At 61.7% G+C, this 20426-nt stretch carries 14 protein-coding genes; 7 read left to right on the top strand and 7 right to left on the bottom strand.

Annotated features, from left to right (window positions below):
* Positions 1-193 precede the first annotated feature (193 nt).
* The 4 genes from L6D80_RS03120 to L6D80_RS03105 are packed head-to-tail and all read left to right on the top strand — an operon-like array spanning position 194 to position 9166.
* Complete coding sequence (locus L6D80_RS03120; protein ID WP_054899589.1) at positions 194-1483, top strand: MdtA/MuxA family multidrug efflux RND transporter periplasmic adaptor subunit; 1290 nt, start codon at positions 194-196, stop codon at positions 1481-1483.
* On the top strand, positions 1480-4578 hold the full coding sequence (locus tag L6D80_RS03115; RefSeq protein WP_176514073.1) for an MdtB/MuxB family multidrug efflux RND transporter permease subunit: 3099 nt from the start codon (positions 1480-1482) through the stop codon (positions 4576-4578). Before L6D80_RS03120 ends, L6D80_RS03115 begins: the two co-directional genes overlap by 4 nt.
* Complete coding sequence (locus tag L6D80_RS03110; RefSeq protein ID WP_176514070.1) at positions 4575-7682, top strand: efflux RND transporter permease subunit; 3108 nt, start codon at positions 4575-4577, stop codon at positions 7680-7682. Before L6D80_RS03115 ends, L6D80_RS03110 begins: the two co-directional genes overlap by 4 nt.
* Positions 7679-9166 (top strand): efflux transporter outer membrane subunit, encoded by a 1488-nt coding sequence (locus L6D80_RS03105; protein ID WP_176514069.1) that lies wholly within the window; start codon positions 7679-7681, stop codon positions 9164-9166. Before L6D80_RS03110 ends, L6D80_RS03105 begins: the two co-directional genes overlap by 4 nt.
* Positions 9167-9211: 45 nt before the next feature.
* On the opposite strand, the gene L6D80_RS03100 is transcribed toward L6D80_RS03105, so the two are convergent.
* Together L6D80_RS03100 and L6D80_RS03095 are read right to left on the bottom strand one after the other, a co-directional pair.
* Complete coding sequence (locus tag L6D80_RS03100; protein ID WP_176514067.1) at positions 9212-9997, bottom strand: HNH endonuclease; 786 nt, start codon at positions 9995-9997, stop codon at positions 9212-9214.
* Positions 9994-12354, bottom strand: coding sequence for an AAA family ATPase (locus L6D80_RS03095; protein ID WP_176514065.1), 2361 nt, complete (start codon positions 12352-12354; stop codon positions 9994-9996). The genes L6D80_RS03100 and L6D80_RS03095 overlap by 4 nt, the downstream gene beginning before the upstream one ends.
* Before the next feature lie 115 nt (positions 12355-12469).
* On the opposite strand from L6D80_RS03095, the gene L6D80_RS03090 reads away from it, so the two are divergent.
* A complete protein-coding gene (locus L6D80_RS03090) occupies positions 12470-13417 on the top strand; it encodes a hypothetical protein (protein ID WP_176514063.1) in 948 nt (315 codons plus the stop codon).
* A 199-nt stretch (positions 13418-13616) separates the two neighbouring features.
* Positions 13617-15701: a putative bifunctional diguanylate cyclase/phosphodiesterase gene (locus L6D80_RS03085; protein WP_176514060.1), complete on the top strand. Its 2085-nt coding sequence runs from the start codon at positions 13617-13619 to the stop codon at positions 15699-15701.
* Here the strand turns inward: L6D80_RS03085 and L6D80_RS03080 are convergent.
* The gene (locus tag L6D80_RS03080) at positions 15698-15958 is read right to left on the bottom strand and encodes a DUF1652 domain-containing protein (RefSeq protein WP_054899584.1); all 261 of its coding nucleotides are present in this window, start codon (positions 15956-15958) and stop codon (positions 15698-15700) included. The genes L6D80_RS03085 and L6D80_RS03080 overlap by 4 nt on opposite strands.
* 274 nt (positions 15959-16232) lie before the next feature.
* Positions 16233-16880, bottom strand: coding sequence for a DUF1345 domain-containing protein (locus L6D80_RS03075; RefSeq protein ID WP_176514058.1), 648 nt, complete (start codon positions 16878-16880; stop codon positions 16233-16235).
* 161 nt (positions 16881-17041) lie between these two features.
* Between L6D80_RS03075 and L6D80_RS03070 the strand changes: the two genes are divergently transcribed.
* Positions 17042-17956 carry a site-specific integrase gene (locus L6D80_RS03070; RefSeq protein WP_176514056.1) on the top strand — a complete coding sequence of 305 codons (915 nt, stop codon included), beginning with the start codon at positions 17042-17044 and terminating at the stop codon, positions 17954-17956.
* 55 nt (positions 17957-18011) lie between these two features.
* On the opposite strand, the gene L6D80_RS03065 is transcribed toward L6D80_RS03070, so the two are convergent.
* From L6D80_RS03065 to L6D80_RS03055, 3 genes are all read right to left on the bottom strand, one after another.
* The gene (locus L6D80_RS03065; protein ID WP_176514054.1) at positions 18012-18311 is read right to left on the bottom strand and encodes a hypothetical protein; all 300 of its coding nucleotides are present in this window, start codon (positions 18309-18311) and stop codon (positions 18012-18014) included.
* 83 nt (positions 18312-18394) lie between these two features.
* A complete protein-coding gene (locus tag L6D80_RS03060) occupies positions 18395-19747 on the bottom strand; it encodes a GntP family permease (RefSeq protein ID WP_054899580.1) in 1353 nt (450 codons plus the stop codon).
* Between the two features lie 112 nt (positions 19748-19859).
* Positions 19860-20399: a gluconokinase gene (locus L6D80_RS03055; protein WP_054899579.1), complete on the bottom strand. Its 540-nt coding sequence runs from the start codon at positions 20397-20399 to the stop codon at positions 19860-19862.
* Positions 20400-20426: the final 27 nt, after the last annotated feature.

Here is a 20426-nt window from a genome sequence, read left to right as displayed (position 1 = left end):
CGCGGCCCCCCGCCTATCACGCAATACCCTGTAACGGCCCGGAACCCTTTCCGGGCCGTTTTCATTTAAAGTTCAACCTGTTGACAACGTCAGGCAAAGGTAAACCTCTGGTAAAGGGCCTTTGCTAAAACGGTGCCAGTGCTTATCGTTCACCCTCCCCAAGTCGTCACTCCGAACAAGGTTCGTTCAACCCATGCAAGCTTCTGTCTCCCGATCCCCCCGTCGCTGGCTCGTCGGCCTGCTGATCCTGCTGCTGGTGGCCCTGCTGGCCTGGTGGCTGTGGCCCGCCGCAACGCCTGCCCATAAAGAGGCAGGCGGGGGGCGCCCGGGTAAAGGGATGGGCATGGGCGGGCGCCCGGGCTTCGGTGGGTCTACCGACCCGGTGCCGGTGCGGGTCGAGCCGGTGCGGGTGGGCGACTTCCCGCTTTATTACAAGGCCCTGGGCACAGTGACTGCGACCAACACGGTCAATGTGCGCAGCCGGGTGGCCGGTGAGCTGGTGAAGATCCACTTCAAGGAAGGCCAGCAGGTCAAGGCCGGCGACTTGTTGGCCGAAATCGACCCGCGCACCTATCGCATTGCCTTGCAGCAGGCCGAAGGCACCCTGGCGCAGAACCAGGCGCAATTGAAAAACGCCCAGGTCGACCTGGCTCGCTATAAAGGCTTGTACGCCGAAGACAGTATCGCCAAGCAGACCCTCGATACGGCCGAAGCCCAGGTGGCTCAGTTCCAGGGGCTGGTGAAGACCAATCAGGCCCAGGTCAACGATGCGCGCCTGAACCTCGATTTCACCCAGATCCGCTCGCCGATCAGCGGGCGTGTGGGCCTGCGCCAGCTCGACCTGGGCAACCTGGTGGCGGCCAATGACACCACTGCGCTGGTGGTCATCACCCAGACCGAGCCGATCAACGTCGCCTTCACCCTGCCGGAAACTGAGCTCAGCACCGTGCTCGAACGCTACCGCAGCGGCGCCATTCTGCCGGTTGAGGCCTGGGACCGCAGCGATAGCAAGCTGCAGTCGACTGGCGTGCTCGGCAGCATCGACAACCAGATCGACACCACCACCGGCACCCTGAAGTTCAAGGGCCGCTTCGAGAACAAAGACCTGGCCCTGTTCCCCAACCAGTTCGTCAACGTGCGCCTGTTGGCCGACACCCTCAAACAGGTGGTCATGGCCCCGGCGGCAGCGATCCAGTTCGGCAACGATGGCACCTTTGCCTATGTGGTCAACGCCGAGAACACCGTCAACATCCGCACGCTCAAGGTGGGTGCCAGCGACGGTGAGAACAGTGTGATTCTGGAAGGCCTCAAGGCAGGCGACCGCCTGGTGCTCGAAGGCACCGACCGCCTGCGCGAGGGCACCAAGGTGGAGGTCGTTGAAGACAGCTCGCAAGTGCCGACCACGCCCGGCCAGCACCTGCAGGGCCAGGAGGCCAAGGGCTCGGCCCAGGCCGGTGAAGCGGCAGGTAAGGCGGGCGCATGAACCTGTCACGCCTGTTCATTCTTCGCCCGGTCGCCACCACGCTGAGCATGCTGGCCATCGTCCTGGCCGGCCTGATCGCCTATAAGTTGCTGCCGGTCTCGGCCCTGCCGCAGGTCGACTACCCGACCATCCGGGTCATGACCTTGTACCCGGGCGCCAGCCCTCAGGTCATGACCAGCGCGGTCACCGCGCCGCTGGAGCGCCAGTTCGGGCAAATGCCTGGCCTCACCCAGATGGCCTCGACCAGTTCCGGGGGGGCCTCGGTACTGACCTTGCGCTTTAGCCTGGACATGAACATGGATGTGGCCGAGCAACAGGTGCAGGCTGCGATCAATGCGGCCAGTAATCTGCTGCCCAGCGACCTTCCGGCACCCCCGGTGTACAACAAGGTCAACCCGGCAGACACACCGGTGCTGACCCTGGCCATCTCGTCCAAGACCATGCCGTTGCCCAAACTCAACGACCTGGTGGACACCCGCGTGGCGCAGAAGCTTGCCCAGATCAGCGGTGTAGGTATGGTCAGCATTGCCGGCGGCCAGCGCCAGGCCGTGCGGATCAAGGTCAACGTCGATGCACTGGCCGCCAACGGCCTCAACCTTGACGATGTGCGCACCCTGATCGGCGCCTCCAACGTCAACCAGCCCAAGGGCAACTTCGATGGCCCGACCCGTGTGTCGATGCTCGACGCCAACGACCAGCTGCGTTCCCCCGAGGAGTACGCCAACCTTATCCTGGCCTACAACAACGGTGCACCGCTGCGCCTGAAGGACGTCGCCGAAATCGTCGATGGAGCAGAGAATGAACGCCTGGCAGCCTGGGCCAACCAGAACCAGGCGGTGCTGCTGAACATCCAGCGCCAGCCGGGAGCCAACGTCATCGAGGTGGTCGACCGTATCAAGGAGTTGCTGCCGTCGATCACCGACAACCTGCCGGCTGGGCTTGACGTGTCGGTGCTCACCGACCGTACCCAGACCATCCGCGCTGCAGTCAAGGACGTGCAGCACGAGTTGCTGATCGCCATCGCCCTGGTAGTGATGGTCACGTTCGTCTTCCTGCGCCGCTTCAGCGCCACCATCATTCCCTCGATTGCCGTACCGCTGTCCTTGGTCGGTACCTTCGGTGTGATGTACCTGGCCGGTTTTTCGATCAACAACCTGACCCTCATGGCGCTGACCATCGCCACCGGTTTCGTGGTCGATGATGCCATCGTCATGCTGGAGAACATCTCGCGGCATATCGAGGAAGGCGAGACACCCCTGCAAGCCGCGCTCAAGGGTGCGCGGCAGATCGGCTTCACCCTGATCTCGCTGACGTTCTCGCTGATTGCCGTGTTGATTCCGCTGCTGTTCATGGCCGATGTGGTCGGCCGGCTGTTCCGTGAGTTTGCCATCACCCTGGCGGTGGCTATCCTGATTTCGCTGGTGGTTTCGCTGACCCTGACGCCGATGATGTGCGCGCGCCTGCTTAAGCGCGAACCCAAGGAAGAAGAGCAGGGCCGGTTCTACCGGGCCAGTGGCGCCTGGATCGACTGGTTGATCGAACACTACGGCCGTGGCCTGCAGTGGGTGCTCAAGCATCAGCCGTTGACGCTGCTGGTGGCGGTGGCCAGCCTGGCACTGACCGTGATCCTGTACATGATGGTGCCCAAAGGCTTCTTCCCGGTGCAGGACACCGGGGTGATCCAGGGGATTTCCGAGGCGCCGCAATCGACCTCGTTCGCCGCCATGAGCGAACGTCAGCAGGCCCTGAGCAAGGTGATCCTGCAGGACCCGGCGGTGCAGAGCCTGTCTTCCTACATCGGCGTGGACGGTGACAACGCCACGCTGAACAGTGGCCGCCTGCTGATCAACCTCAAACCCCACGGCGAGCGCGACGTCACCGCCGGTGAAGTGATCAACCGGTTGCAACCGCAGCTGGACAAGCTGGTCGGTATCCGGCTGTTCATGCAGCCGGTACAGGACCTGAGCATCGAGGACCGGGTCAGCCGCACTCAGTACCAGTTCAGCCTGTCGTCGCCCGACGCCGACATGCTCGCGCAGTGGAGCGGCAAGCTGGTGCAGGCGCTGCAGCAGCGTCCCGAGTTGCAAGATGTGGCCAGCGACCTGCAGGACAAAGGCCTGCAGGTGTACCTGGTGATCGACCGGGACATGGCCAGCCGCCTGGGCATCAACGTCGCGCAGATCACCAACGCCCTGTACGACGCCTTCGGCCAACGGCAGATCTCGACTATCTATACCCAGGCCAGCCAATACCGCGTGGTGCTGCAGTCGCGCGATGCGTCGAGCATCGGCCCGCAGGCGCTGGAGTCGGTCCATGTCAAGGCCAGCGACGGCGTCCAGGTACGCCTGTCGGCACTGGCACGGATCGAGCAGCGCCAGGCGCAGCTGGCGATTTCGCACATTGGCCAGTTCCCGGCGGTGATGATGTCGTTCAACCTGGCCCATGGCGCCTCACTGGGCGAGGCGGTCCAGGTGATCGAGCAGGTGCAGCAGCAGATCGGCATGCCGATCGGTGTGCAGACCAAGTTCCAGGGTGCCGCCGAAGCCTTCCAGGCATCGCTGTCGAGCACCTTGCTGCTGATTCTGGCCGCTGTGGTGACCATGTACATCGTGCTGGGCGTGCTGTACGAAAGCTACATTCACCCGGTGACCATCCTCTCGACCTTGCCGTCGGCTGCGGTCGGCGCCTTGTTGGCGCTGATACTCAGTGGCAACGACCTGGGCATGATCGCCATCATCGGCATCATCCTGTTGATCGGCATCGTCAAGAAGAACGCGATCATGATGATCGACTTCGCCCTCGAGGCTGAGCGTCACCAGGGCATGACCCCGCAGGATGCCATCTACCAGGCGGCGCTGTTGCGCTTCAGGCCGATTCTGATGACCACCCTGGCGGCCTTGTTCGGTGCCGTGCCGCTGATGCTGGCCACCGGTTCGGGCGCCGAGCTGCGCCAGCCGCTGGGCCTGGTGATGGTCGGCGGACTGCTGGTCAGCCAGGTGCTGACCTTGTTCACCACCCCCGTCATCTACTTGTACTTCGACCGCCTGGCACGCCGCTGGCGCCCGGCCCCCGATACCCAGAAGGCCCAGGCATGAACCTGTCCGGCCCGTTCATTCGCCGGCCGGTGGCGACCATGCTGCTGAGCCTTGCGATCATATTGCTCGGCGGCGTCAGCTTCGGCCTGTTGCCGGTGGCACCCTTGCCGCAGATGGACTTCCCGGTGATCGTGGTGCAGGCCAACCTTGCGGGGGCCAGCCCCGAGGTCATGGCCTCCACGGTGGCTACACCCCTGGAGCGCAAGCTCGGCACCATCGCCGGTGTCACCACGCTGACCAGCAGTTCCAACCAGGGTTCGACCCGGGTAATCATCGGGTTCGAGCAGGGGCGCGACATCGATGGCGCGGCGCGTGAGGTGCAGGCAGCCATTAATGCCACCCGCAACCTGCTGCCCAGTGGCATGCGCAGTATGCCCACCTACAAGAAGATCAACCCGGCGCAGGCGCCGATCATGGTGCTGTCGCTGACCTCTGACGTGCTGCAGAAGGGCCAGCTGTACGATCTGGCCGACACCATTCTGTCGCAGAGCCTGGCCCAGGTGAGTGGCGTAGGCGAGGTGCAGATCGGCGGCAGCTCGCTGCCGGCCGTGCGTATTGCCGTCGAGCCACAACTGTTGAACCAGTACAGCCTGTCGCTGGACGACGTGCGCACGGCGGTAGCCAACGCCAACCAGCGTCGGCCCATGGGCTTCGTCGAGGACAGCGAACGCAGCTGGCAGGTACGCGCCAACGACCAGCTGGAAAAGGCCAAGGACTACGAGCCGATCGTTATCCGCCAGCAAGACGGCACCATTCTGCGCCTGGGAGACGTGGCGACCATCACCGACGGCGTCGAGAACCGCTACAACAGCGGCTTTTTCAACGACCAGAGTGCCGTGCTGCTGGTGGTCAATCGCCAGACCGGCGCCAACATCATCGAGACGGTCGACCAGATCCACGCGCAGTTGCCGGCGTTGCAGTCGCTGCTGCCGGCCAGCGTCCAGCTGAACGTCGCCATGGACCGCTCACCGGTGATCAAGGCCACCCTCAAGGAGGCCGAGCATACCCTGCTGATCGCCGTGGTGCTGGTGATCCTGGTGGTCTACCTGTTCCTGGGCAGCTTGCGCGCCTCGTTGATCCCGAGCCTGGCAGTGCCCGTGTCCCTGGTGGGCACCTTCGCGGTGATGTACCTGTGCGGGTTTTCCCTGAACAATCTGTCGCTGATGGCGCTGATCCTCGCCACCGGCCTGGTGGTGGACGATGCCATCGTGGTGCTGGAGAACATCTCCCGGCACATCGAGGACGGCCAGCCACCGATGCGCGCAGCGTTTCTCGGCGCCAAGGAAGTCGGTTTCACCTTGCTGTCGATGAACGTTTCGCTGGTGGCCGTGTTCGTTTCGATCCTGTTCATGGGTGGCATCGTGCGCAACCTGTTCCAGGAGTTCTCGATCACCCTGGCGGCGGCGATCATCGTTTCGCTGGTGGTATCGCTGACCCTCACGCCGATGCTCTGCGCCCGCTGGCTCAAGCCGCACCGCGCCGAGCCTACCCGGCTGCAGCGCTGGAGCGACAGGGTGCACAAACGCATGGTGGATGGCTATGACCGCAGCCTGGGCTGGGCCTTGCGCCACAGGCGGTTGACCTTGATCAGCCTGCTGGCAACCATCGGCATCAACATCGCCCTGTACGTGGTGGTACCCAAAACGCTGATCCCCCAGCAGGACACGGGCCAGCTGATGGGCTTTATCCGCGGTGACGACGGCCTGTCGTTCAGCGTGATGCAGCCGAAAATGGAGATCTACCGCCGCGCCTTGCTGGCCGACCCGGCCGTGCAGAGCGTTGCTGGCTTCATCGGCGGTAACAGCGGCACCAACAATGCCATGGTCCTGGTGCGCCTGAAGCCGATCAGCGAGCGCAAGCTCGACGCACAGAAGGTCATCGAGCGGCTGCGCAAAGAAATGCCCAAAGTGCCTGGCGGGCGGCTGTACCTGATGGCCGACCAGGACCTGCAACTGGGCGGTGGCGGCCGTGACCAGACCTCCTCGCAATACCTGTACACCTTGCAGAGCGGCGACCTCGCAGCCCTGCGCGAATGGTTCCCCAAGGTAGTGGCCGCAGTGCGTGCGCTGCCTGAGCTCACGGCCATCGACGCCCGCGACGGCTCCGGCACCCAGCAGGTGACCCTGGTGGTCGACCGTGACCAGGCCAAGCGCCTGGGCATCGACATGGACATGGTCACCACGGTGCTCAACAACGCCTACAGCCAACGGCAGATCTCGACGATCTACGACAGCCTCAACCAATACCAGGTGGTTCTGGAGATCAACCCCAAGTACGCCTGGGACCCGAGTACCCTGGAGCAGGTGCAGGTGATCACCAGCGACGGTGCGCGCGTGCCGCTGTCGACCATCGCCCACTACGAGAACAGCCTGGCCAACGACCGCGTCAGCCACGAGGGCCAGTTCGCCTCCGAAGACATCGCCTTCGATGTTGCCGAAGGCTACAGCCCTGACCAGGCCATGGCCGCAGTGGAGCGGGCAGTGGCCAAGCTCGGCCTGCCTGAGGAAGTAATCGCCAAGCTCGGCGGTACCGCCGACGCCTTTGCCAAGACCCAGCAAGGCCAGCCATTCATGATCCTCGGCGCGCTGGTGCTGGTCTACCTGGTGCTGGGCATTCTGTACGAAAGCTACATCCACCCGCTGACCATCCTTTCGACCTTGCCCTCGGCGGGGGTCGGTGCCTTGCTGGCGCTGTACGTCACCGGCGGCGAGTTCAGCCTGATCTCGCTGCTGGGGCTGTTCCTGTTGATCGGCGTGGTGAAGAAAAACGCCATCCTGATGATCGACCTGGCCCTGCAACTGGAGCGCCACCAGGGCATGACGCCGGAAGAGTCGATCCGCCGGGCTTGCCTGCTGAGGCTGCGGCCGATCCTGATGACCACCCTGGCGGCCATCCTCGGTGCCTTGCCGTTGCTGCTCAGTCGCACCGAGGGTGCAGAAATGCGCCAGCCGCTGGGTTTGACCATCATCGGCGGGCTGGTCTTCAGCCAAGTCCTGACCCTTTATACGACGCCGGTGGTGTACCTGTACCTGGACCGCTTGCGTCACCGATTCAACCATTGGCGCGGCGTGCGCACCGATGCCGCTCTGGAAACTCCGCTATGAACTTTGCCCAGACTCCACTCCACCGTGCCCTGCAACTGCTGACCCGTGGCCGCGGTTCGCGCCTGGTTGGCGCCGGGCTGTGTGTGGCGCTGCTCAGTGCCTGTACCCTGAGCCCGGACTACCATCGTCCTGAACTGAGCACACCTGCGCAGTACAAGCAGGCCGAAGGCTGGACCCAGGCCAACCCGTCCGATGCCATCACTCGGGGTGCCTGGTGGGAAGTCTATGGTGATGCCGGGCTTAACGCGCTGGTTGAGGAACTCAACCGCAGCAACCAGACTGTGGCGCAGTCCGAAGCCCAGTACCGCCAGGCCCAGGCGCTGGTGCGCAGCAGCCGTGCTTCGCTGTTCCCCAGCCTCGATTTGAGCGCCAGCAAGAACCGATCGGCGCAAGGCACCGGCAGCTCCAGCTCGAGCCTGTCCAACAACAGCAGCGGTATCCGCAACACCTACAACGCGCAGCTCGGCGTGAGCTGGGAAATCGACCTGTGGGGCAAGCTGCGCGAGGCCATGAATGCCAATGAGGCCAGTGCCCAGGCCAGTTTTGCCGACCTGGCCGCGATCCGCCTCAGCCAGCAGTCCGAATTGGTGCAGAACTACCTGCAGTTGCGCGTGATCGATGAGCAGAAGCGCCTGCTGGAAGCCACCGTCGCGGCCTATGAGCGCTCGTTGCGGATGAACCAGAACCAGTACCGCGCTGGTGTGGCCGGTCCCGATGCCGTGGCCCAGGCCCGTACCCAGCTCAAAAGCACCCAGGCCGATCTGATCGACCTGATCTGGCAGCGTGCCCAGTTCGAGAACGCCATTGCTGTGCTGCTGGGCAAGGCGCCTGCGCAATTTTCGCTGGCAGACAGCAAGACCATTCCCGCCTTGCCGCAGGTACCGGTCACGCTGCCGTCGCAATTGCTGGAACGGCGCCCGGACATCGCTTCGGCAGAACGTAATGTCATGGCTGCCAACGCGAACATCGGTGTGGCACGTGCCGCCTACTTCCCGGACTTGAGCCTGAGCATGAATGGCGGCTATTCCAGCAGCAGTTTCAGCAACTGGATCGAGCTGCCCAACCGCTACTGGTCGGTCGGCCCCCAATTGGCCCTGACCCTGTTCGATGCCGGCAAGCGCAGCGCCGAGGTGGACCGCACTGTCGCGGTCTATGACCAGACGGTGGCGCAGTACCGCCAGACCGTGCTCGATGGCTTCAAGGAGGTAGAGAACTACCTCGTTCAGCTCAAGGTGTATGCCGATGAGGCGGTGGTGCGCCAGGAAGCCCTGGATGCCGCCCGCGAATCGTTGCGCCTGACCGAGAACCAGTACCGTGCAGGGCTGATCGGCTATCTGGATGTGGTCAATGTGCAGACCACGGCGCTGAGCAACGAGCGCAGTGCGCTGAACCTGCTGCAGGGGCGGTTGGTGGCGAGCGTGCAACTGATCGCCGCGCTGGGCGGCGGTTGGGATGCAGAGCAGGCGTTCGCCCAGCAGGAGTAGTGGGCGGGTAGCGAACGCGTGGTGAGTCTCAGGAGGCACTTGCGGTTATTGGCTGCCAGCCGCAGTTGCTCCCAGAACCGACGTCGCGCTGCGCTTGAGATGGTCCAGGAAGTCCTCGAGTGCCTGGGTAGGCAGCGAGCCGTCTGCTTTGTCGTACCGGTCCATGATATCGATGGCTGGTGCTAACGCGTTATTACTTTTGATTAGCGTCTCATTGCCGGCAATCTTGTACAGCAGTTCGCTGCACAGTTGTCGGCCCTGCGCGGTCAAGCCGCGATAGAGTGTGATTGCGCTGCCGTTGGTCTCGTAGCGGATAAAGCGCACGTGGTCGTCATACCGGTGATAGCGAGGATGAAACATTGCGGTGAAGGCCGATACCTGCGGATAACGTCCGTTCGTTGGCGGGGAGCGGAAGCCCGTGTTGTCGCTTTTTTCACTGTTGCAGTCCTTGCAGGCCAATGCGAGGTTTCGGTAGTTCAGCGAGTATCTCGCAAACCCTTTTCTGGGCAGAACATGTTCGATGGGGCGGGCATAGGCCGTATTCACCAGCCAGCGCCGGCAATAACAGCAGCGGTTGTCCTGTAACTGAGCCAGGTGTCTGCGCAGGGCCAGTGTCAGCGCAGCGCCTTTTATAGTCGAGCCAGCGTGCGTTAGCTCGATGGAATGAAGCTCCGACCATACATCGACGTTACACCGCCGAGAGCGTCGCCATAAGCTCAACAGCAGTTCACGGGAGCGTGTTCTGTGCTTCTTGGTTTCATGCACCAAACAGAGATAGTCTCGAAACTGCTGGGCGAGCGCTTTTGAAGCCTTCACGTCACACGGTGTCATGTGCTTTGCCCCTGGAGGCCCGTGCGCAGTTCCTCTATAGCCATTCGTGCTTTCAGGATTAACGCAAGGTCGTCTTCGTAATGCGGGCTTGCACTGTTGTTTCCCTTGCCTTCGACCGTTGCTCGCATTTGTTGCAGCTCCTCGTCAAATGCCTTGATAGAGGACGCATCAATAATGCCGCTCTGGTTCATCGAGCGGATAACACTGCTGACAATCGCTGCGCAGCGCTCATGGATCTGGCGGTTGTTGGGTGTGTAAGTATCGAACCCGTCGAACAGCGCGGATTCGACAGAGCGTCGTTGCGTGGTTGTGATGGGGTGCAGCTTGCCATGCTTGGCCGCGTAGCAATGATCGTACGGATGGAAGGCGTTGGCAGTGATCACGGGAGAGTGGGTGGCCACGACGAAGCTGCATTCAAGGCTGCGGCTCAGGCTGTCGAGCAGCGCTGGCAGGGCTTGTTGCCAGGTCACGTGCAGGCTGATTTCTGGCTCGTCGATCAGCACCACCGAGCCGGGGGTGGCGTTGGCGGTAATTTTGATGATGAGTGACAGCAGTTGTTGTTCGCCTGAGCTCAATTCATCGAAGGGTGTGATAGCGCCGCCTCCGGAATCCCCGACCACACCTAGCTTGTAATCGGGGTGAAGGTCGAAGTCACTCATTAAGTTGTCAATCCGGTTTATATCGGAAAGCCCCCGGTCGTTCTCGATATCTGCCGATGTCATCCTCCAGGGCATTACATAATAACGCCCGGACAAGCCGAGGGCGCTGGAGGCTGATTGGAAGGCTGCGGTTCGAGACGCCGAGCGGTACAAGAGGCACATCATACCGGCCAGAGAGGTGCAGTGGTGCTTCAGCGCATTGGTACTACGCGGGCAACCGGTGCCCAGATATTGGAATGCGGCGGGCTTGTGGGTCGCCGCATAACCGAATCGATCTGTAAGACCAAAGGCAATACCAAAGGTGCTAACGCAACGTTCTGAAAGGGAAACGACCAGGTTGCGCAGTAGAAAGCTTTTACCTACGCCATTGTTGCCTATGACGTATAGGCACGCGCGGTCGCCGGTGTCGGGCGGTAATCCAGCAAGGAGTGGGGTGGCGTCCAACCCAACTGGAATCTGTGACTCATTCACCTGCGTAAGATAATTTGCCGCTCTGATCACGTTGGCTTTATAACTCAGCTTATCAGGGCTCAGGCGTTCGCAAATGCCGCTGACGTCTTGGTATCCCTCACTGAAGTTGGACAGGAAAAAGTTGTTCAGCAAGGTGGCGTAACGGTGTTCGCCAGAGAGGGGGTTGGGCTTTCCTCGATTCAGCCCCAGGGCCAGAATGTTGCCCGCCAATTCGGCAGCGGTTGTCAGCACGGCAGCATTGTTCCAGCGAGTCAGCTTGGTCACGTCGATGAAAAGAACCTTTTCATCAGCCAGTAAAGGGCTACGGCCAAGTATCACAGCCGTGGCGGTTTTAGTCCGCCCGGTAGGGCTGAGCGTCTCGAAATCGATGACGGCTCGGATCTGCTGGCTGGCGATGAGGCGCCTAGATACAGTGATTGGGAGCGGATTATGCAAGACCACCATGCTCAGCGGATAAAACCATGCGGGGGGGACGAGTATGTGCTCGATGATTTCTGGAAGCGGAGCGATATTCTGCTTTTTCAGCTGCTGGGCAGTTCGACCTCCCTGGTCGACCAACAGGAATCGTTTGGCGATGCCGAAATGCTCGGATGGAAATGTCGAGGCAGTTTCGAGGTTTATTTTGTACGCAAGCAGGCGTAAACGGAGCAGCCCATGATGGGGGGCTGTGTGGAACGTTGAAAGCTTACCTGACGTGTAACCACGTGCGTGTAGTGCAGCAATTTGAAAATCCCCCGTGTAGGGGAAGTACTCGTCCGCGAGTTCAAATGCTGAGAGCAGCGCTTTACTCAGCTGCGTGCTAATCAAGCAGTGCTGAGGGTGAACCACCTGTTGCAGGGCGACGATTTTTTCGAAAACAAATTCGAATATCGGGCGCCGCGCCCGGCGGTCTTGGAACGAGCGGTCGTTTGCAATGTGTTCCAGCGTTGCGTCAAGGTGCTCCTTGAGCAGCGCCTCTATCCTGTTAAAGTCGTCTTCTGAATAGTCGGCAGCTCGTAATGCGCGCCACACATGCTGGCGATAAAAGCCGTTTTTTAAAGCGTTTCCTGGTTCAGGTATTTCTCTGAAGCCCCAGAGGCCCAAGTCATGGGTGATAGCAAGTTCGCAATAGGGCGCAATAGCGTGGAATAAAACATAGCCGAGGTCTGTTTGCGATTCGAATCGGTCCATCAATACAAGGCTGCGTTCCCAAAAGTGTGCCGCGTCGACCTTCAACTCATCCTGCATAGGCTTCCCTGACAAAAAACGGTTCGCTGATGGTATTGTGCCATGCCAGGGTGAAGGATGCGATTTTGCCAATGGCTCAAGCCCAGTCAACTCAGTACGTGCAGGATCTTGTCGAATGTCCGTGTTCAGGAATGATGCATCAGGGTTCATGGCTTGCGACCGATTCGTCATCGAGCACCCAGCGATCTACAAGATGATGACCTACGGTGACCAAGAGGGACCGGGCAGCCTCCGCTTGCCTATCGTCAACTGGAATACCTGGGGTTTACCACCCCGCGGCATCCTAACGTGGCTTGGCGCACAAGCTCTGGGGGTTTACCGCTATCCGTGGCACCCTGACCAGTGTCAGGTCATGACGCCTCTAGGGAAAGACAAAGCCGGGGCGCTGACGGTACTCAGAGATCATTTTGGTACCCCAGAACAGGTACAGCTTGGCGTCAAACAGATGCAGCTTATTTATGCGCACACGCAGGCTGTGTTTCGCCGGCGCAATCAGAAAACCATCGTCCTGCACCGCAGCTTTCGCGACGATCTGCACACTGTAGAGGGGTATGCTGATCGGCTGATAAGCCAGCGATGCGCCGCCTTGCATCTAGGTCTGGACAGTTTCCAACTCAATACCAACCTGCTGACCTCCTGGTCCGAGAGCGACGGTTATGGGGGCTACCCTGTCACCATCAGCGTCGAGCACCCTGTCGAGAATGTCTTCTGGGGCAGCGACCTTATCGCTTCCAAGAGCTGGCACCCAGAGAAAGCTGCGGTAGAGGCGGGCGAGTGGGTCATTATCGACCGCAGTTTCGACGGCCGGCTGACAGTCCCTGTCAGCGGTGTGTCTCCGGGCCAGTTACCTGTCAATTGGAGGCCGCAGTATGAGCGGGGCTCGCATCGCACCTTGTCGGCTAACGGCCGCGCTGCGGCCGCGCAAGCCTACCTGTCAGCACAGGCCGATCGCCTTGAACCGTTGCAGCATCCGTTCCCCCCGTACTACCCAAGCAGGCGCTTGATGCTCTCTTTCAAGCAGCGTCTGAAGTTGGCTTGCTGGATCATCCGTGGCAAAGGGTAGTGTTCTCGCGGCCTTGCCCGCAAAGGCGGCTGCAAGCTTTTTGCTGGCAGGCACTCCGCCCGCTTGCTTAGCCGTGATTCGCGGCGTCTGCGGCAATCTACTGGATCCATTCCCGGCGCAAAATCCCGTGCGTTTCGCCAACGCTTGAGTACAATCGTCAGCTTTTCGCGGGCCCCCTGTCCCGACGCTGGAACTTCCAATGCTGACCGGTAGTTACTCCTCTTCGCTGGTGTTGATTTCACTGTGCGTGGCCATTCTTGCCTCCTATACCGCCCTTGACCTGTCCGGCCGCATTGCCACGGCCAAGGGCCGGGCCGTCTACCTCTGGATGGGCGGGGGGGCATTGGCGATGGGGATAGGGGTGTGGTCGATGCACTTCATCGGCATGCTCGCCTTCAGCCTGCCGGTGGATCTGGGCTACGACATTGGCCTCACCGCATTTTCATTACTTATCGCCATACTGTCGTCAGGGTTCGCCCTATGGTTGGTGAGTCAGCCACGCCTGCCGCTGTTGCAGCTGGCCTTTGGCGCGCTGGTCATGGGCGCCGGTATCGCCTGCATGCACTACACCGGCATGGCGGCGCTGCGCATGCTCCCGGGGATCGATTACGACCCGGGACTGTTCGGGGCGTCGCTGGCCATCGCCGTGGGTGCATCGGCGGCCGCCTTGTGGATCGCCTTCCGCCTGCGCCAGCACACGCCCTATGTCCGGCAGATCCGTGGCATGGCGGCGGTGCTGATGGGGCTTGCCATCGTCGGCATGCACTATACCGGCATGGCCGCGGCGAACTTCCCTGAGGGCAGCTTCTGCGGTGCCCTGGCGGGTGGCTTGCGAGGCGAGGGCCTGGTCTATCTGGTGCTCATCACCACCTTGGCGGTACTCGCGGTGGCGTTGCTGACGTCGGTGCTGGACGCTCGCCTGGAGGCCCGCACTGCGGAACTGGCCCGTTCGCTTACCCTGGCCAACCAAGAGCTGACCCAGCTGGCTTTGCATGACACCTTGACAGGGTTGCCGAACCGCACGCTGTTGTCCGACCGCATCGAGCAGGCGATTGGCAAGGTGGCAGAGCAGGGCGGTTGTTTTGCGCTGATGTTCATCGATCTGGATGGGTTCAAACCGGTCAATGACGCGTTTGGTCACCATGTCGGCGATCTGCTGCTCAAGGCGGTAGCTGCACGTTTGCGTGGCCACCTGCACAGTCAGGACACCCTGGCACGCATTGGCGGCGACGAGTTCGTATTGCTGGTGGAACTGCAGGAGCCGGACGACGCCATGGATGTGGCCGTCAAGCAGGTCAACCTGGTGTCGCGGGCGTTCCGCGTGGCCGAGCATGACCTGCAATTGACTGCGAGCCTGGGCATTGTCCTGTACCCCGGTAACGGCCAGGACCAGCAGGAGTTGCTACGCAACGCCGATGCCGCCATGTACCACGCCAAAAGCGGCGGCAAGAACGGCTACAGTTTCTTCGATGTCTCGATGAACAGTAACGCCCGCCAGCAGCTGCAACTGCTGCAAGACCTGCGCATGGCCCTTGAACAGCGCCAGTTCCGCTTGCACTACCAACCCAAGTTCGACGCCCAGGCGTGCCAGCCGATCGGCGCCGAGGCGTTGCTGCGCTGGGAGCACCCACAGCATGGCCTGCTGTTGCCGGATCGTTTCATAGGCTTGGCGGAGAAGACCGGCCTGATCATCCCGATTGGTGAGTGGGTACTGGACGAAGCCTGCCGGCAGATGCGTCAGTGGCTGGACCAAGGGCACCTGCAATGGCGTATGGCGGTCAACCTGTCTGCCATTCAGTTCTGTCACGCCGGCCTCGTCGACAGTGTTGCCCGCGCATTGCACGATAGCGGCTTGCCGGCGAACCACCTGACCTTGGAAATCACCGAAACCACGGCGATGCATGATGCCGATGCCAGCCTGACGGTATTGCAGCGTTTGTCCGACATGGGGGTGGACCTGTCGATCGACGATTTCGGGACTGGTTATTCCAGCTTGATGTACCTCAAGCGCTTGCCCGCCAATGAACTGAAGATCGACCGCGGCTTCGTGCGTGACCTTGAGCATGACAGAGATGCCGCAATCGTCTCGGCGATTGTCGCGCTGGGTCAGGCCTTGGGGCTGCGTATCGTGGCCGAAGGGGTGGAAACCGACCGCCAGCAGGATTTTCTGACCCGCTTGGGCTGCGATTCGCTGCAAGGCTACTTACTCGGCCAGCCGGTGCCAGCCGAGCAGTTCATGGGGACATTGCAGGCGTTGCACGCCGGTGCCGACGCGTTGGCTTAACCGGCGTCACGCAGGACGAAGGCGGGCAAAAAGGCATCCATCTCAGCCTCGACAGCCTCGATGATGCGTTCGACATCCGCCGCTGCCATGATGGAGGTGCACGGGATACCGGCAATGGCCAGCAAGGTCTCGCCCGTGGCCCTGTCGAACAGGCGGGCAATCATGCTGCGCGGCGCATCCATGCTGGCTTCGAAGCCCAGCGGGTGGAAGTGCCAGCGCATCACCTGGCAGGCGTTGGGGAACGTCATCTTGTTCATGCCAGCCTCCTTGTCCATGCCTGGACGCGGTGATTGGTTGGCCGCGAGCACGGCCGCCGGGAAACTAACCATAGCACCTGGCTGGGCAGCGCTGCGGTGAAAACCAGACCGATGTACTGATGCATGACGCCGTTCACACATCGCTCTTGGACGCCGTTTGGCAGCAAATGGCGTGGCAAACGTTTTCTCTGCACAGCGGCAGTAATCCTGATGCTCGGCTCTGCTATTTTTAACCCCGGTTTGACGCACGACAGTTTCGGACGAGCGGCGCGTGCTAGCCGAGCAGGCCGGCGGCGATATTGATGGTGAACCCGATAATCGCTGTATTGAAGATGAACCCGATCAGTGAATGGGCCAGCACCACCCGGCGCATGCCTCGGCCTGCGACGCCAATGTCGGATGTTTGCACGGCAACGCTGATGGTGAACGAGAAGTAATGGAAGTCCCAGTAATCGGGGTTGCATTCGCCGTCGGCGAAGCGCAGCACAGGTTCGCGCCCGTTGCCGGTATAGAACAGCCGAGCGTAGTGCAGGCTGAAGATACAGCCGATCAGCAACCAGGAGCCCGCCACTGTCAAACCGGTGTAAAGGTAGTGCAGCGCCAGGGCGTTGCCCTGCAGGCCACGGCTGGACACCAGTTGCAGCGTCACCGCCGCAAGGCTGGCAACAGCGGCAATGCTGACGGTGAACAGCACCAGGCCGGCGTTTTCGTCCTCCACCTGAGCAACGTTACGAACCCGGTCGGGCGTCGCCCGGCACGTCAGCCATAGCACCAGCACCAGGTACAGCCACACCCCCAGGTTCCAGCCGGCCAGGATATGCTGGATGATGTCGGCAGCCGGGATCAGCCAGGCGCCGGTGATGCCGACCAGCGCGGCGATGCTCAGGCGGGGATGGGTACGCGTCAGACGGTGAAGGGCCATGGAGTCTCATCGACAGGGAGTCATGGCTACCACGATAGCCTATGGGATAACATTTCGGCTCATGCCCGTGTCGAATCCCTTGAAAAATCAAGGTAATGGCATTGTTCGCTTCACGCCTGGAGGCTATCGCTCGCGCCAGGCTTCGCTACAGGATTCACGTTTTGTCCGACCTTTCGCAAAATCCGCTGTTGCAGTACCTGGCACGGCTGGCCCCCTCCAGCCAGCAGACCATGCGCTATATCCTTCAGGACGCCGCCGACCGGCTTGGTTTCGTCGATTGCAACCTGGTCGACGTGCCATGGCATCGGCTGGAACCGGGTCAGGTGATTGCCCTGGTGGCGGCCCTGCGTGCCGACGGCTACGCCCCCAACAGTTCATCACTTTATGTGAACGCTGTACGCGGGGTAATGAACGAAGCCTGGCGCCAAGGCCTCATCGGCCACGAGCAGTTGCTGCGTATCCGGGAAGTCAAACCGGCAACGGGCAGCCGCCTGCCGCCTGGGCGCAACCTGCGCCGCAGCCTGATCCGTGAATTGATGGACGTGTGCGCTGCTGACCCACGTCCCCAGGGCGTACGTGATGCGGCGATCATCGCCTTGCTGTACGGCACGGGCATGCGCAAGTCAGAGTCAGTGGACATAGACCTTGACCAGGTAGACTTCGAAGCACGCTGCCTTCAAGTGCTGGGCAAGGGCAACCGGCAGTTGATCAAGTACGCCCCGGCCTGGGCTTTTGAAAAGCTTCAGGCCTGGTTGGACCTGCGTCGCGAGGCCTTGCCCGAGGGCGCAACGGACGATCCGTTCCTGTTCAACCGCATCCGCCGGGGCAACCACATCACTCGCGCGCGCATCACCAAGCATGCGATTTACTACATCGCACGCCAACGGGGGGCACAAGTCGGGGTGAAGATCATGCCCCATGATTTCCGCCGGGCATTCATCACCCGGGTAATCGAGGAGCATGACCTGTCGATTGCGCAAAAGCTGGCCCACCATGCCAATATCCAGACCACTGCCAGTTATGACCGGCGGGATGACAACGAACGGCGGCGCGCGGTGGACCGGTTCGATTACTAGCCAGTGCCGCTGGCCCCTGGCGTGTCGAGTTTGGAGCGCTAGGGCGCCTTGATGCCTATTGGCTGCGGCCGCCCTCGCCAGCCCCCGACCCTGCGCTGCCTTCCGAGCCACTGCCATCCATTCCGGGCAGGTCGCGGTTGTCATTCTGCTGGGCAGGTGGACTCTCCGGGTCGTTACCCTGGATCCGTGGGTCAGTATCCCGAGGCATAGGCTTTTCGATTGGGTTGAGCGTGCTGTCGACCCCCGGCTGAGGAGCCGGATTGTGTGGGTCGTCGGGGTAGGTCGGGCCGGTGCCGACCGCCAGGGCCAGCGGCGAAGCAAGCAGGGCGGCGAGCAGCAGGGTTGATCGAGTCATGGGGCAGTCTCCTTTGCGAGGTAGGGCGGTATTACTGTTCGGCCCTACCCGCAACGACAAGGTGCCATTACCCCGATCAGCGGTCACACCACCATCGACAGCAACATGATGAAGAGGATGCCGACCACTGAAAGAATGGTCTCCATCATGCTCCAGGTCTTGAAGGTTTCAGCCACGGTCATGTTGAAGTACTGCTTCACCAGCCAGAAGCCAGCATCGTTCACGTGGGACAGAATCAGTGACCCGGCGCCGGTGGCCAGCACCAGCAATTCGCGGTTGACCCCGGGTACCAGGTCGATTACCGGGGCGACAATGCCAGCGCCGGTAATGGTCGCCACTGTCGCCGAGCCCGTGGCGATGCGGATCACCGCCGCCACCAGCCAGGCGAGCATGATGGGCGAGATCTCCGCCTGCACTGCCATCTGCCCGATCACGTTGCCGACCCCGGTATCTACCAGCATCTGCTTGAAGCCGCCCCCCGCGCCGACAATCAGCACGATGGCTGCTGTTGGCGCCAGGCTCTGATCAAGCATTTTCATGATCTGCTGGCGGTTGAAGCCCCGCGCCGAGCCGAAGGTATAGAACGCCAGCAGCAAGGCGGCGAGCAGGGCCGTGATGGGGTGCCCGATCAGGTCCATCCACTGGCGAATGATGTGCTCGGCCGGCAGCACTACGTCAGCAAAGGTCTTGAGCAGCATCAACGCCACCGGTAGCAGCACGGTGACCAGCGTGATGGTGAAGCTGGGCAGGTTGCTTTGGTCGGATTCCTTGGCAATCTGGTCCATCAGCGCCTGCGACGGGTTGCCGGGGATGTAGCGGGCAATGAAGTTGCCGTACAGCGGCCCGGCGATGATTGCCGTAGGCAGCGCAATTAGCAGGCCGTAAAAGATGGTTTTGCCGATGTCGGCGTGGAAAATGCCAATCGCCAGCAAAGGCCCAGGATGCGGTGGCACCAGCCCATGCACCACCGACAGCCCGGCCAGCAGCGGGATGCCGATCTTGATCAGGGAAACGCCCGAACGTCGAGCGACAATGAATACCAGCGGTATCAGCAGCACAAAGCCAATTTCGAAGAACAGCGGGATGCCAACCAGGAAGGCGGCGAACATCATGGCCCAGTGCACGTTCTTCTTGCCAAAGGCGCGGATCAAGGTTTGCGCGATCTGATCGGCGCCGCCGGAGTCGGCCATCAGCTTGCCGAGCATGGTACCCAGCGCGAGGACGATGCCGACAAAGCCCAGCACGCCACCGAACCCGTCCTGGAACGACTTCATGACCTTGGCCACCGGCATGCCGGAGGTCAGGCCGAGGAAGCCCGCCGCCAGGGTTAGGGCGACGAAGGGGTGAACTTTGAAATGGGTGATCAGCAGGATCAGCCCGACGATGGTTACCAGAGCGTCGAGCAGCAGGTAGGTATCTGTAGCCAGTCCGAACATGGTGTGTATGCCTCGGTCTTATCGTTGTTTTTGGCGTTGCTTAAATTGAACTTTTGCCGCCATCAGGCGTCGAGGTAGCGCTATCTTTGGTGAGCCGGAAGGACCGCCAGGTTCAGGCAGTCCGCGCCAGGGTCCGCTCACCGCGTGGCTTTAGCCAGGCATCGACCTTCTCGGCCAAGGCGGTTATCGGCAGGGTGGCGTCAAGAGGGAGCGTCAGGGGCTCACCGTGGGGCGGCTCCAGGGCCGCGAACTGGCTGTCGATCAAGCTGGCCGGCATGAAATGGCCTGGGCGGGCGAGCACGCGTTTTTCCGCTTCGGCGGGGGTCAGCTCCAGAAACACGAAGGCCAGCCCCGGCATCGCTTCGCGCAGCGTGTCGCGGTAGCGGCGTTTGAGCGCAGAACAGGTGAGGATCGGGCGCTCGCCGGCATTGACGGTGGCTTGCAGTTCCTCGCCCAGACGCACCAGCCAGCCCGCACGGTCGGTGTCGTCCAGTGGGATGCCGGCGCTCATCTTGCGGATGTTTTCGGCAGGGTGGAACGCGTCGCCTTCAATCAGACGACCACCGCTGCGGGCGGCAATGGCGGAGCCGACGCAGCTTTTGCCGCAACCAGCCACGCCCATCACCACGATGGCGGACAGCGAAGAATTCATCAGTACCTCCTGCGGGGTGAGATAGCG

The organism is Pseudomonas ceruminis (assembly GCF_021602025.1).
Classification (GTDB): domain Bacteria; phylum Pseudomonadota; class Gammaproteobacteria; order Pseudomonadales; family Pseudomonadaceae; genus Aquipseudomonas; species Aquipseudomonas ceruminis.
The sequence above is the reverse complement of the archived record's forward strand: the minus strand, read 5'-3'. Positions and strand labels throughout refer to the sequence as shown.